At 43.8% G+C, this 15,052-nt stretch carries 10 protein-coding genes; 1 reads left to right on the top strand and 9 read right to left on the bottom strand.

Going from position 1 to position 15,052, the window contains the following annotated elements; all coding sequences use genetic code 11:
• Positions 1-43 precede the first annotated feature (43 nt).
• On the bottom strand, positions 44-613 hold the full coding sequence (locus J6I44_RS14065; RefSeq protein WP_265766784.1) for an outer membrane beta-barrel protein: 570 nt from the start codon (positions 611-613) through the stop codon (positions 44-46).
• A 327-nt stretch (positions 614-940) separates the two neighbouring features.
• Between J6I44_RS14065 and J6I44_RS14060 the strand changes: the two genes are divergently transcribed.
• Positions 941-1,159, top strand: a complete 219-nt coding sequence (locus J6I44_RS14060; RefSeq protein WP_265766783.1) for a cold-shock protein — start codon at positions 941-943, stop codon at positions 1,157-1,159.
• 56 nt (positions 1,160-1,215) lie between these two features.
• Here the strand turns inward: J6I44_RS14060 and J6I44_RS14055 are convergent, their stop codons facing one another.
• The 8 genes from J6I44_RS14055 to J6I44_RS14020 form a co-directional block, all read right to left on the bottom strand.
• Complete coding sequence (locus tag J6I44_RS14055; RefSeq protein ID WP_265766782.1) at positions 1,216-1,671, bottom strand: nucleoside deaminase; 456 nt, start codon at positions 1,669-1,671, stop codon at positions 1,216-1,218.
• A gap of 164 nt (positions 1,672-1,835) precedes the next feature.
• Entirely contained in the window at positions 1,836-3,386 is a 1,551-nt protein-coding gene (locus J6I44_RS14050) for an arylsulfatase (RefSeq protein WP_265766781.1), read from the bottom strand.
• Between the two features lie 15 nt (positions 3,387-3,401).
• On the bottom strand, positions 3,402-4,907 hold the full coding sequence (locus J6I44_RS14045; RefSeq protein WP_265766780.1) for a RagB/SusD family nutrient uptake outer membrane protein: 1,506 nt from the start codon (positions 4,905-4,907) through the stop codon (positions 3,402-3,404).
• 42 nt (positions 4,908-4,949) lie between these two features.
• On the bottom strand, positions 4,950-7,793 hold the full coding sequence (locus J6I44_RS14040) for a SusC/RagA family TonB-linked outer membrane protein (protein ID WP_265766779.1): 2,844 nt from the start codon (positions 7,791-7,793) through the stop codon (positions 4,950-4,952).
• A gap of 516 nt (positions 7,794-8,309) precedes the next feature.
• Positions 8,310-9,917, bottom strand: coding sequence for a beta-N-acetylhexosaminidase (locus tag J6I44_RS14035; RefSeq protein WP_265766778.1), 1,608 nt, complete (start codon positions 9,915-9,917; stop codon positions 8,310-8,312).
• A 99-nt stretch (positions 9,918-10,016) separates the two neighbouring features.
• Positions 10,017-11,450 (bottom strand): alpha-L-fucosidase, encoded by a 1,434-nt coding sequence (locus tag J6I44_RS14030; protein WP_265766777.1) that lies wholly within the window; start codon positions 11,448-11,450, stop codon positions 10,017-10,019.
• Positions 11,451-11,572: 122 nt separating this feature from the next.
• Positions 11,573-12,940 carry a beta/gamma crystallin family protein gene (locus J6I44_RS14025; RefSeq protein WP_265766776.1) on the bottom strand — a complete coding sequence of 456 codons (1,368 nt, stop codon included), beginning with the start codon at positions 12,938-12,940 and terminating at the stop codon, positions 11,573-11,575.
• Between the two features lie 295 nt (positions 12,941-13,235).
• Entirely contained in the window at positions 13,236-15,017 is a 1,782-nt protein-coding gene (locus J6I44_RS14020) for a RagB/SusD family nutrient uptake outer membrane protein (protein ID WP_265766775.1), read from the bottom strand.
• Positions 15,018-15,052: the final 35 nt, after the last annotated feature.

The raw sequence follows: 15,052 nt of genomic DNA, 5'->3' as shown, positions 1-15,052 counted from the left end.
AAGGCGGATGCATTCAAACATCCGCCCAAAATAACGTAATTATTTAGAAAGAAAGAGAAACCCCTACGATAAATCGACCGGTACTGGTATCAAAGTCATCAGTACTTAAATCTTTGAACTCCTTATTAGACTTAACCCGATACTCTACAAACGGCTTTATAGCTGGTATAGGGCTTATTTCTGCACCCACAAATCCGTTCCAATAAAGATTGCTGTCGGATTCTCCGGGTAATGATTCTTCCTGATAGTCCAGATCTGCTGTTTCAGAACCAAGCCCAAGCCCTACATAAGGAGCCACAAGACCTACCGAGACACCACCAACCGCTGCGAGTCCATAATCGTAACTTGTTATCTCAGTAGAGATACTTTGACTATCTCTTGTAAGCTGGTTTTCATCATTGAAATAGCTGAAATGAGCACGTAACCCCAAATTAACTATCGGTAACTTTTGGAGTATATCGCGTTCCAGACGGACTCCAAAACCATTTTTAGGCTCTTCGTCCCGAATTTCATAGGATGCACCTAAACTCCACTGCGCAACACTTTTTTGGGGAACAGCACTTACTAATAAAGCGAGGGTAGCAAAACCGAGTAATAATTTTTTAATATCCATAGTAGCTTATCTTTATATAATGTTATTTAGTTAAATGAGTTTTAAGGTTTAAGGGGTAAGATATACATTATCTTAATCCAAAGACAACCTTATCTCACATGCGTTTATAACAGTGTTAGCTATGATTTTATTCCCTTTTTTAAAAAAATAAATGCACCACCCAGCTTCCGTAAGCCTGAAAAAAATATGGACATTCCGCTTGGTTACCTTTATCTTTAAGAGTTATAATTAATTCCCACCTTTGGTATAGTCCTGCAGGAGCGCTGCATAAACCCAACACTTCTATATGGATGACATCTAAGGTGCTTAAAACACTTATTAGTATACATGAGACAGCAAGGAACAGTAAAATGGTTTGACGTAGAAAAAGGATTTGGATTCATCAAACCAGAGGACGGCGGAAAAGACGTATTCGTCCACAGAAATAACGTAGAAAATTTAGACTATAATCAAGGCCTCGAAGACGGAGAGAATGTAGAATTCGACGTTGAAGAAACCCCTAAAGGGTTAAGTGCCGTTGAAGTACAGAGCCTCGATTATAAATAAATAGTAGCCTTTTTGGTAAAGCTATAGCCTATTCCGTTCATCTCGGAATAGGCTTTTTACTGCTCTTTATTACTCCAAATCTGTAAAGGGCTCTTCAATATGGATGGTTTAACCTTTCGCAGGGCAATTTCCCGATCTTCAGGATCTCTTTTCAGCTCCTTATAAATATCTGAGACACCCAAACCTGCTTCTGCAGCGGCATCGAGATCAGATGAAAAATATACTTCAGATATGCCAGCCAGATAAATAGCCGATAAGCACATAGGACAAGGATGTCCGCTGGCGTACAAAGTAGCCCCTTTTAAACTTCCCTCGCCCCTTTTTTGCGTTGCCTTTCTGATCGCCTCCATTTCAGCATGAGATGTGAGATCGCCTGTCTGGGCGGCCTTATTTACACCAGTTGCAACAACTTTGCCTCCTTTCACAATGACTGCTCCAAACGGCTTACCCCCATCCTCCACATTTTGTAAAGCTAATGTAACTGCCTGATCAATATATTTTTGATTTTCCATATGCCAAGAGTAGGTATTTATTATAGTAAGGCGTTGTGGAGTTAACCCCCACGTTATTTCCTTGTGTCATCCCAATGAGTCCGACTCTGTCGAAGGAAGAGGAGCAGTTCCGAGGTAATAATTACGGTATCTAACACATTTAACTCCTAAAGACATTATAATAATTATTCATCTCCCAACGCTTTCATCCCGAATGTCTTCAACTTTGGAGAGGTATGCTCCTCTTCCATTATCTGCCTTATCGTTTCAACCACATCCGGATACTGGTTGGCAATATCCTGCTCTTCTGTGGGGTCCTCTTCGAGATTATACAACTCAATATCTAAATTCTTTTCTTTCTTTATATCTCTCCTGACTGCTTTCCATTTACCCATGCGTACCGCCTGCTGTCCGCCGTAGGCCGGGAACTCCCAATATAAATGGTTGTGTACCTCCTGTTTCTCCGGTAGTCCCTTCAGGGTTGGAGCAAAACTTATTCCATCGATAGAGGCTGGTACATCTTGACCTGCAATTTCACTTAGTGTAGGCAGGACATCCCAAAAGGCCGAGAGATGATTGGTTTTACTTCCGGGCTTAACAACATCGGGCCAGCTGGCAATCATCGGTACCCGAATACCGCCCTCGTATACAAACCCTTTGCCTCGGCCATATTTTTCTTGAAAAGGACCGGCGCTGTTAAAAAACTCGGAATAGGTTCCACCATTATAGGTGGGACCATTATCGCTGGTAAAAATAATAAGCGTATCATCATACTCATTCTTCTCTTTAAGCTTTTGAACCAACTGTCCTACTTGCTCATCCAGGTATGAGATCATGGCGGCATAGGTTGCTTTAGGGTAACGAACCGGCAGATATCCTGCCCCACCCAGATAGGGTTCTTCGTCACCAAATTTTTCATGGTAGTACTCTATCCAACGCTGAGGTGCCTGTAAGGCGGCGTGTGGAATAGGAGTAGCATAGTAGAGAAAAAAGGGTTGGTCTTTTTGTGCAGATCGATCTACAAATGAAAGTACTTCTTCCTGCATAAGGTCAGGCGCATAGTCAGGCTGATCGTGGTATTTGGCATAACTGTTGGTATCTCTGGGGTCCAGGCTATCCGGGAGTGTGGCATGGGGCGTCTGAACAATATTATCAAGAAAAATACGCTCGTGATTTCTCCAGAGGTGATCCGGATAATAATTATGCGCCTGGCGTTGACCGATATATCCATAAAAGAAATCGAACCCCTGCTCATTGGGATGTCCCTCGGTTTTGGGGGCTCCCAATCCCCATTTGCCTATGGCTGCCGTTTGGTATCCTCCCTTTTTTAAAACCTCTGCAACGGTAACGGTTGAATCCGGGATAGGTCGCTGGCCTTCCAGCTCAGGATCATCACGCATGGCCTGTATGCTCCACACATCACCGCGTTCGCCCCACTCATCATTACCACGAATATAAGCATGCCCCGGATGCTTACCCGTCATGAGCATATAGCGGGAGGGCGCACAAACCGGAGAGCCGGCATAGTGTTGGCTAAATAGCATCCCATTTTGAGCTAATTGGTCGATATTGGGCGTTTCTATTTTTTGTTGCCCATAGGCCCCAAGCTCTCCATAGCCCAAATCGTCTGCTAAAATATAGACGATATTGGGCGGAGAATTTCTTTCTTGTTGAGATGAATCGCAAGCTACACATACTGCTATCAAAATGACTACAAATATATAAATGTTCTTCATCTCAAAGCTGAAACTTTAAGGGTTCTGCTCTAAGCTGCCGTTTAACTCAATTTCATTTTCCGGAATATAAAAAACGACGCGAGGCTCATCCGGTTGGATAACTTGCGCAGCCTCTCCGGTTGAGAGATGTGTCCCCGGATAATCCCGTTGCATGGTACGACCATTTCTGAATACATCAAACTTTCGTTGTCCTTCAAAAGCAAATTCCAGTCGACGTTCTTCCATAACTACATCCATAATGGAATCATGGTTTTTTAGATCGCCAACCGAATAAAGCTGATTACCTGATAATCCTGCCCGTTTGCGGATGGTATTTACATCATCGATGGCTTGTTGATCGTTACCCAGCTTGGCATTCGCTTCGGCCCTGTTAAGATACATCTCTGCAAGGCGTAATATGACCGGAGAACTCAGCGATACAATACCCTCCTGGTAGGAAAATTTATTGACGTAATATTTTGGATAACCATTTCGCTCTTCGAGCACCGGATCTCCATTCTCATCTTTTTGGATGCTCCCGTCTTCATTGCGTACATATTGCGGTTCTATAAAGGCGTGGCGTGCGTCTTCTTCATACCGACCTAATACATCCCGGTAAGATTTTGATGCATACATTTCGCCCCAACCTACGCCATCGTCCGACCGTAGATACATAGATCCAATATTACCAAACCCGTGGTCATTTTCCTTAGTATGCTTGATGGCAAAAATGGTTTCCGGGTTGTTTTCATTCGGAAGGGTAAAATATTCCCGATAGGTTTGCGTGTCCACCAGTTCATAACGGCCGGAGTTAATGACTCTGTTCGCATACTCAATTGCCTGCTCGTTATTTTCCATATACAAGTGCACTCGGGATAGCAACGCGTAAGCTACCTCGGTTGAAGCATAACTACTATTTTTGTCCTCATTCATCAGACTGGCAGCTTGCTCCAAATCTTTAACAATAAAGTCATACACTTCTGCAACGGTGGCACGTCCGGGGCGCTCTTGGATGTCGGTAAAGTCAACGATGGGAATGCCCAGGTTTTGTTCTGGATTTTGAGTATACGGGCGCCCAAAATTATTGACCAACTGGAAGTGGACCAAAGCGCGCAGAAAGAGGTTTTCTCCCTTAATTTGGTCCAGCTTATCCGAAGATTCCTCTCCAATGGCTTCGATCACCCTATTGGCACCCTGTATAATCGCATAACCATCGCGCCAGAGCGTTTCAACATTGCCCATATTTGGGCTATGTCCATAGTTATAGGCATAGAACAAGGGATCGGTGGTCGTACCACTGAGCGAGACATTATCGCCCGGGAACTCATTCATATAAAATAGGTGCTTGGTATAATAATAGTAGCCAGATCCACCTACAAAGATTTGATAATTTCCACGTGTGGCTGCTTCCAGTCCCTGTACGGTTTCTAACGCTTCTTCATTTGATTTTCCATCATAGGGGGTCGTGCTAATATCACACCCTGCAAGGAGCATCAACAAAAGTCCAAATACTGCAATCGGTTTTCTATCTAAAAAAGTCATTGCTTTTGTCGTTTTAAATTGGTGTTCAAATATTCTGGATGATTAAAATCCTAATTCTATGCCCAGCAAATATTTTTTGCTGATTGGATATTTAGTGCCTGCAATCCCATCCAAATCAACTTCAGGATCCATCCCTGAAAAAGAGGTGATTGTCAGAAGGTTATCTCCACTGGCAAATATTCGCGCAGAACGAATACCTAACTCAGAAATCCAGCTGCCTGGTAAGTTGTAAGACAAAGAAATATTCTGGAGACGAATATAGGATCCATCTTCTAAATAACGCGAAGAGGGTTTATTGGAATTATTGTTGCCGCCATACACCGGCTTGGGATGCGTTGCCTGGTCACCAGACTCTTGCCATCGGTTCCAGTCATCCATCAACACCATGGCATTGTAGGTTGCGTAAGCACCATCAGAATCGAACAACTCTCGGGCGCTGTGGTAAATTTTGTTTCCATACACAAAATTAAAGAAGGCATTCAACTTCCATCCTTTGTATTCCAGGGTGTTTCCAAACCCTCCACTAAAGTCAGGAGATGCTGATCCAACGGACATGAGGGAAGCTTCGCTGTAATTGCTGGTGGTTGTTTCGGAAACAACATTCCCATTTTCATCTTTTTCCTGCTTTACCCACAGCGGGTTTCCATTTTCCGGATCTACGCCGGCCCATTTGCGCATGTACCAGGTCCGCAGATCTTTTCCTTCCATAATACGCTGATTGCCATTGGGGATATCTTCGCCATTATTTAGCGACAGCACTTCATTATTGTTGAAGGCAATATTAAAATTGGTGGTCCAGTTTAGGGCCCCTTGTATGTTGGTGGATGAGATCCCCAACTCAACTCCCCGGTTCCGAACAGACCCAATATTTCGGGTGATATTATCAAACCCACTGGTGCCCGGAAGAATCACGTTTTGTAGCAAGTCGTCGTTGGTCTTCTGATAGAGATCTACCGACAAATCGACCCGATCAAACAACCCGAAATCCACTCCGATATTTGCCATTTCAGCTACCTCCCAGGTTAGATCCGGATTTTCGATGCGTTCCGGCTGACTGGCTGCTTCACCTGCATATTGCACCGAATAGGCATAAAGTCCGCTTGCCAAATAATTGCTAATATCTGCATTACCGGTAGTTCCGTAACTGGCACGCAGCTTCAGGTTGGTTACCTGAGACGCAGATTCCAGGAACTCTTCATTACTGATAATCCAGGAACCGCCTACGGAGTAAAAGTTCCCATACCGATTATTGCGCCCAAACCGGGAAGAACCATCGCGCCGGAAGGAAAGCTTGGCAAAATAGGTATTCTCATAGTCATAGGATACCTGGGAAAGGCCCGATATAAATTTGCTTTCGGATTTATAGCCTCCCAGTGAAAAAGCTTCTGCCGTTACGTCCAAAATTTCCAGTCCGGAGAAGATCCCGGTTCCGGTGCCTCCGGTCCCATCAGCGTAGTTGGTTTCATATTCAAAACCGAGTACTCCACTTACTGTATGGGGACCAAAATTATGCTCAAAATTTAGAAGATTAGACGACAGGAAAGAGCTTGACTGGGCATAATAATTATAGAGTTCACCATTATTGGTACTTCCGGCAGCCGTGCGAGAGTCAGAAAAGCTTTCGTTCCTGGAATTACTATATGTTATCCTATTGGTAGAAGTAAAATATAACCAATCGGCAAAATCATACTCGCCCCGTACATTTGCCGTTAACCTTTTGGAGTTTTTCTTGTTGAAATTATACTGCATCGGGTACAAGAAGTTTGACTGGTCACGTCCTATCCAGTTGCTTTCTTTACCGGTCCGTATTTCTCCATTCTCACCAAACGGGCGGTCCCACGGCATGTTGATATATGACTGGTATAACGCTCCTGCCGGATTATTTACTTCGTTGGCATACCGGCCGGCAATTTTGGCGCTTACGTTAAAATTATCGGTAAACTGGTGGTCCACATTTACCCGGCCGCCAAATCGTTCATATCCTGTTGAAACCAGTGTCCCTTCTTCATCGTAATAATTCCCCGAAATATAAAATGTTGTTTGCTCATCCCCACCAGAGGCCGAGGCTTCGTATTTATTGGTTAAGCCGGTACGGAAGGCCAAATCCTGCCAATTGGTATTTCTATTTTGGTAATCGGATTCAAGAATCGGACTCTCAAACCGCTCATGGTAACTATACAACTGCTGGCCATTCATGACCTCAAAGTTACCGTTCGAACGCTGATTCCAGCCAACTGTGCTACTCACGTTAAGCTGTGTTTCTCCGGCACTTCCGGACTTTGTTTGTACTACAACAACCCCATTGGCCGCGCGGGAGCCATATAAAGAAGTAGCAGAAGCATCTTTAAGTACATTTATCGATGCCACATCATTGGGATCGAAAGTTCCGCCAATAACACCATCCACTACGTACAACGGCTCAGCGCCTGCCGAAATAGATCCCGTTCCCCGTATACGAACTTTGGTATCTGATTCGGGCCCGGGCTGACCGGAAGCACTGGTAACAAATACCCCAGCTGCCTTTCCCTGCAGGGCTTCTGTTGCTGATGAGGTCGTCACATCATTTAAATCTTCACCTGAAACCTGAACGACCGAACTCGTGCTTTCCTCTTTAGACTGTGTGGTATATCCCAGTACCAATACCTCTTCTAAAGCTTCAGTAGATTCTGTAAGACTTACACTTAAGGAGGATTGCCCATTTACCGGTACTTCTTTTGTTTCAAAACCAATAAATGAAAATACAAGCGTGGCATCGTCGGGAGCTGTGATTTCAAATGCCCCATTCGTATTAGTAGTTGTACCGCTGCTTGTTCCCTTCACCGTTATATTAACTCCCGGCAAAGGCTGTTGATTAGTCGTATTTATAACTTTGCCAGTTATTGTCATATCCTGAGCCTTTACGACCGAGGAAGAGAATAACAAAGCAAAACACACACAAAGAACTTTCCGTATCTTTTTATACTTCATAAGCTATGATTAAAGTTATGGCCCTAATGAAAGGTTAATGAAAGATAACACTTGTCTTTCACAACACTTTTTAGATAAATAAAAATTTAACGAAACACAACATGTATTTTTTATTTACTTACACGCCCTTATACTTTTGTTTTATTTCGTCTATGTTCGAAAATAGATAATGAGTATAAAAGAGAAGCACATCCAGTTATGGCTCATATACGGTCTTAGAAGACCATAGATATACCACCAAACAAATAGTGAAGAATTGCAATTTTCCAACGATCTATAATGAAAGAAGAGCATAACTCAAGCTCTGTGCCTTTGATCTCAGACACCAAGCTCACTCCTGATACCTTACTAAATTGCCCCTGATGATGTTGAATAAAATGTCGTTAATTTAAATCCATCAACAATATTTTATATAACGTTCTGGTAGTTGGAGTTTCAAAAATTTTCTTGCCACCTCGGTGTATTAGTCCCCTTAGGTTCGGGCGTGCTTTTTATATCAAAAGGATTGAAATATGAGATCTGATATTTATCCAATATCTCAAGCATACCCTTTAAGCGTTGCTGAAACCCTTCATAAGATTTGCTATCTGCCGGGGTCCATGCGGCCTCAGCCATAGCCGACAGGCGGGGCCAGACCATAAAATCAAGGCGCTCTTCATTTTGAACTCTTTCGGTCCACAGATTAGCCTGAATACCCAGAATTTGATCACCAAATACTTCATCATTGATACTCAACTTTGAAGGAAACCCATACACACTCCGCAAGTCCGAAAATCCATTCCATCGGCGACCAGACTGGTGCGAATCGTGCTGTACGAAATCAAAATACATGGGAATACGTGGGCACAAAACGGTGGTATATCCCTGCTGCAGCACCTCGTCTAATATTTCGGGTTTATCATGATGCCACCACATGACGACACTGCTATCTTTGGACACACCAGCGCTTGCAACCTCATCCCATCCAACGACTTTGCTTCCCATGGCTTTAACTGAATCGGCCATTCGGCGGATAAAGTACGACTCTACAGTCTTCAGATCCTCCAAATTTTGCTCATGCATAAGCTGCTGTATCTCCTCATCAGCGGCCCACTCCTGATTACCATAATGCACTTCATCACCACCGATGTGTACATAACTGGAAGGAAACAAAGTCGCGATTTCACGTAAAATGTTGGTTAAGTAGTCATAAGTAGACTCTCTACCCGGATGAAAAGTAAATTCCGGATGATCTTCTGATCCACCGCCCGAAAATTCTGGATATGCGCGATTGGCTGCAGAGGCATGACCCGGCATGTCAATCTCGGGAATCACTTTAATAAATCGTTTCTTTGCATAATTGACAATCTCCCGAATATCTTTTTGCGTATAAAACTGAGCAGGTGTATCAGGATTGCTCCAAGTTCCCTTACCCCCTATGGTTGTCAGTTTCGGATATTCTTTAATTTCTACACGCCAACCCGGCTCATCTGTTAAATGCCAATGGAAGGTGTTAATTTTGTGGAGAGCCATCAGATCAAGCAGCTGCTTTACCTTTTCCTTGCCGAAAAAATGGCGAGATTCATCCAGCATAAACCCTCGCCATTCGAACCTTGGCGCATCCTCAATAGTACAGGACCGGATCGTCAGCGGACGATTATCCTCCGATGCGGTATAGACTAGTTGCATCAGGCTTTGGATTCCATTGAACACCCCATGGGCAGCGCCCCCGGTAATTATAATCTCATCGGACATTACCTGTAACTGGTAGGCTTCATCAGCTAAGAGACTCTCATCTACCTGAAGCACAATCGAGCGATCGACACTGCTTTCCTCAGTCAGTGAGATCCCGAAACGACCCTCGAACTCCCGGCTAAGATAGGCCGGGACTGATTTCAGCTCAGCGTCGGCTTGCAGACCTATGCGTCCATCAAAAGTAAATTGCCCATCCTGTATTGTTTGTTTCTGAGGAGCAGGAATGATCGAAAGTTGCCCATATACTTTGGGCACACCGATCAGCAATAAACCGATAACAAACAGCCTTAAAAAAAGAGTCGTTTTCATATAAAAATTTATAGATTATAGAAAGGTTAGGCATTTATGGCGATAATGCTAAAAACCGAGCGGCATAATATATAAGCTTTTTTTAAGAAACACTATAAGCTAGGTTTTTGCCTTACGATAAGTCCCTTTTGAACCATCCTTCCCGCTTACCTTCAGCTTAATGACATAAGGAGCTTCAAACATTGGTTGGGGCAGATGGATAAAAACTTCATTGGGCCCCTTTTCTGATATTTTTAATGACTCAGACTCATCCTTCAACGGATGTGCTTCTTCAATAGAAATGCCTTCGGGCGTTGCAACCGTTATCTTCTGGGTTACAGGCACATTAAAAACTAATGCATAAACCTCATTCGTCTTCTGATCGGCAATATAATAACCCCAATCTTGCTTTTCCCATCCAAGATAATCTCCCGCATAAATCGCTTCACCATTGATGTCCATCCATTGCTCGATCTCTTTCATTAACGTCTTTTCTTGCTGGCGGATGGTGCCATCAGGCTTGGGACCAATATTAACCAGCATATTTCCTCCCATGGCTACACTATGAGTAATCCATTCCAATACCTCATTTGTAGATTTTACGTGGCTCACACTCCAGTCCTGATGGTAGCCCCACTGGTTTTCGGGAACAGTCATAACGGCTTCCCAGTCGCGGGTAGTTACAATCGTATCTTCCCGGAAAGAAGGTAATCGACGCTCATAGCCTGATTCGTAATCGCCCATCAGTTTATCGTTGGAATCAAAATGGCGACTGCCGTGATCATCGGCCCGCAGCCTGCTATTCACAATCATTCCGGGCTTCAGGGACTTTAACATTTGCTGAATTTCCAGTGTCCATTTTCCATTCTTTTTAACCGACTTATCCCAAGTTCCATCGAACCAGAACCCTTTTACTTCCGGATATCGTTCTACCAGCTCCGTCAGCTGGTTATCCACATACGTTTTATAGCGTTCAAAGGCCTGCTCATCCTCTTCAGATTTAATATCGTACCGCCAGTCCGGATGGTGCCAGTCCAAGATAGAGTAATAAAAGTAAACGTCGATTCCCACCTTGGTATAAGCATCGATTAGCTCTCCCATAATGTCCGTTTTATTAGGAGCCGACGCTACATCAAAGTCGGTGTATTCACTCGGCCACAAACAAAATCCTTCATGATGTTTGGTAGTCACTGTCATATATTTGAAGCCGGCCTCTTTTGCCATATGAGCCCATTCTTGGGCATCAAATTCATCAGGATTCCACTGATTGATCAATTTCGACCATTCTTCAGGCGGCACATCAGCCCAGGATTGTAGCCATTCTGCAGCACCGGGATATATTTTGCCATCCCACTTGCCGCCGGGAATGGCATACAGCCCCCAATGGATAAATTGTCCCAGCCTGTTTTCTCTAAACTTTTGCATGGCCTCATCCTGGCGTTTGCCTTCATATTGAGACCCATATTTCAAAGATTCATTCTCTTGCCCATGTACTGTAGAAATAGTGACAAAAACAGCAATGAGAAGAGGCAATAATGTAAAGCGATAGTTCATGAACACCGATTATATTTTATCATTACATTTATATTTATTTAAGAAGCAATTGGCAAAAAACCTATTGGCCGGAGCGTTGAATGGCAAGTACTTTTGCTCATTGCAACCCCGGCCAAGATTAATTACTGTTCGCTTACGATAATGGATGAGGTCTTATCATTAAACCCTGATAAGAACCAGATACTTCCGGGACCTACTTCATAGGAATCGCCCGTAAAGTTATCTTCGGAATAGAGGGTAACTGTTTGTCCCAGGGGCACCCTGATTGAACTTATATCATTGTTAACGCCTCCCAAAGCTTCCAACTCGCTTGTAGTATAAGAACCAACCTCCAGTTCGACGCCCCAGCCATTGTAGCTGGAATGCTGGTACACACCTACGGGATTGAGTTGAAACTCACCATTTTCAAACTCAAATGCATATCCGTGACTGCTTACACTTCCATTCTCCATCAGCAGTTTTATGCGCAACGCATATGGATAATCGCCGTGAGCAGGTATTTCATCGAAAGATAAGGTTGCACTAAAGCTGCTTCCATTGGCATTTTGTCTCCATGTAGCCGAATTGTAATCCCCATCACTGTCACTTGTCTTGGGATCAAGGTAGAACAGTACATCACTCACAGCTTTGTCGCTGGTATAGGTTCCTTCAACCTCAAGGCTATTGCTGGCAGCATCATAATTGATCTGTGGACTCATGGTCGTATTAGCCGACTCATAAATATCGGGGACCGGAGTAGACTGAAAAATCTGGTTCCGGTTCAAAATAGCGGCATGTGCTTCAGTTATAAACGTAGGTTCACGTCCCCAGGTATAATTTCCAGACCCCATAAGAGCGGTACCCAATGTTCCCTCCTGGGAGCTTTTCTCTCCATTATGGGGAAGGTTGAGTCCATGCCCCAGCTCATGCAACATCCCTCCAATGAGGTTCGATTCTGTTATCTCAATTTCTTCTACTTTTATATTGGCATTATCTACTGCAAAACAATGACGTCCCCAACCATAAAATGGCTGACTTCCCCCGTCAGTGCGTTGTGGCAAAAGAATCAGGTTGTGTTGGCTGCTAAACTCCTCCGGGTGTGCATCCCGATAAGCATTAACTTCGTCAAGAATGTCAGATCCGCTTCCATAATCATAGGTGGCTTGATCATGTTGCCCTTGTATAGTGATAATATCTACCTGGTGGTTAACCGTATCTATGGGTAAGCCAAAAGTCTTTTCACCAAAGCCATTCCGATCCACCTCCGACTTCACGTAATCTTGAAAATAAATCAGGAGCTCGCTCAGCCGCTGTTTGTAATTTTCCACTTCAGGATTATCGTTGGGCACAAAATAAACCACGTTTAGGTTCTTGGGATGAGTAACAAAATCCGAGACCAACTTTTCCTGGGCCCAGGCGCTTACACATTCGCCATAATTTGCGAATCCGAGATCCGCGCACCGAGCTTTATCGGGCTTTTTTGCTTTCGTTGGATGGGAATCTGACTGCATCTGCAAATCGGTACAAGAAACGATCAAAAACAAAGTTGTTATGAACAGTGATATCTTAGTGAACAAATGAGAAGTCTTCATGATAGATAGAGTATTGTTTTTATGAGTTTACCAGACGATGCACAATCCCCTTTTTAAATGCATCCTGCTGAATAATACTTCCCGGAAGTACAGGAAGTGTCTGGATGATACAGTTGTGCTTGTTATTGTTACTATTGGTTAGTGAAACTAAAATCGTAATAATGATAACTGGTAAGAGAAATCAATTCAGATTCCTCCTACCAGTATCGATGGATCAGGGAGAATCATACCCCGGATTCTGATCTAAATTGGGATTTAACACCAGCTGCTCCGTCGGCAGTGGGAAGAGATATTGACGCTCGTCAAATTCGCGTCCATTCGGCAATGTTTCAGCATAAGGCCGAATGAAGCCTTCTTCGCTTAAGAATACATCGCTACCCGTTACTACTGAAGGAAATTGCTCTTGTACAAATTTGATACCCTCTACCGGTTTCTCCAAGAATCCTCCGGCTTTCCAGCGCATCAAATCATCCCATCGAAACCCTTCAAAAGCTAATTCCACTCGGCGCTCTCTCCTTATTTCTCGTAATAAGGGATCGGGGACATAACCTACATATTGGCTATATTGGCTATCGAGAGCGGGATCATCGGGTACATTCCCCATCATCAAGTGGGGCATATCTACGCGATCTCTAATGGCATTAATGGTGCGATCAATGTCGCTTTGCGTAATTTGACCCAGCTCGTATTTAGCCTCCGCATAATTCAATAGCACTTCGGCATATCTGAAAACCGGGGCAGCTTGAATACCGTTATATACCCGGTCCCATTCAGCCGGATCATTCATATACCATTTGGCAACTCTAAAGCCTGTTGGGCAGGTGTTACCACTTAGCCCAGGAATATTGGGGACCGGAGCATTATTGGCGCCCATTGCCCCTTCTGTCAAATTATATTCCCCGAAATTGGCAATAGTTTGTGTTAGCCTTGGATCCCTATTGGTCATTTCTTGCTGGATGGAATCTTTACCTTCAAACACCGGACTTACTGAAATTGGTTTCCCATCGCTGGCTAAATATGTCTCAACCAACGAGCGTGTTGCTCCAAATCGGTGCCGCAGGTTTTGAGCCCAGTACCGGGCAAAAGCATGGCCAAGCCCTGATTCGGTGCTGTAATCCTTCCAGAAAATTATCTCCGGATTATCACTGTAGGAATAGGTGGAAAAAAGATCATAGTAATCGCTCTGTGTATCTCCTGTGGAGTAAATAGCATAGCTCCCTTCGGTCATTAATCGTTCAGAAGCTTCTACGCTGGCCTGTAAAAACTTGGTTTCATCCAGACCTAAATCTGTATGATATTTGCGGTAGGTTCCCTCAAAAAGACCAATTCGAGATTTTAGAGCCAAGGCTACGTCTTTATGAATTCGGCCGGCCTTCTCCTCACCCTTAGCCGGAAGGTATTCAATGGATTGATCCAATATATTCAGTACCGAATCCATCACTGCTTCACGAGGATCCCGTTCTCCCATTAATTCAGGAGAGTCTACATTTAAGGGTTTGGAAAGCCAGGGGACCGCCCCAAAAATTTTGACCTTTTTGTAGTAGGCCCAGGCCTTGAAAAATAAGACTTCTCCGAGGTAAATATTTCGATCTGCCGGATCCACATTGCCTCGCTTATAATTTGCCAGGAAATAATTCAGGCTGCGTATGTCATCCCAGCTCCATCCCACACTACTGCCGCTGTTATAGCTATCATATTCATTATTTGTAATACCTAAGTATGATTCCGGGGCCGCATTATCCGAAAGGACATCGCGGTAAGCCAATCCTTCATTTACGCCATAAGGCTGAACCCGACCGGCAGCCCAGCTGTAGCCATGTCCCCGTATATAGGTTTGGTAAAAGGTGTTTGTGTAGAGCTCCATATCCTGGGCTGTTCTCCAAAAGTTTTCATCGGAAACCTCATCCAAGGGAGCTCGCGTCATAAACCCATCATTACAGCTCAAGATGGAAATGCTCATCAGCAAAATGACCGATACTATATATATTCGTTTCATCTTATTAGATCTTTAAAATTTAAAAGTGAATTGCT

This window comes from Fodinibius salsisoli, from assembly GCF_026229185.1.
In the GTDB taxonomy this organism is placed as follows: Bacteria; Bacteroidota; Rhodothermia; order Balneolales; family Balneolaceae; genus Fodinibius; species Fodinibius salsisoli.
The sequence above is the reverse complement of the archived record's forward strand: the minus strand, read 5'-3'. Positions and strand labels throughout refer to the sequence as shown.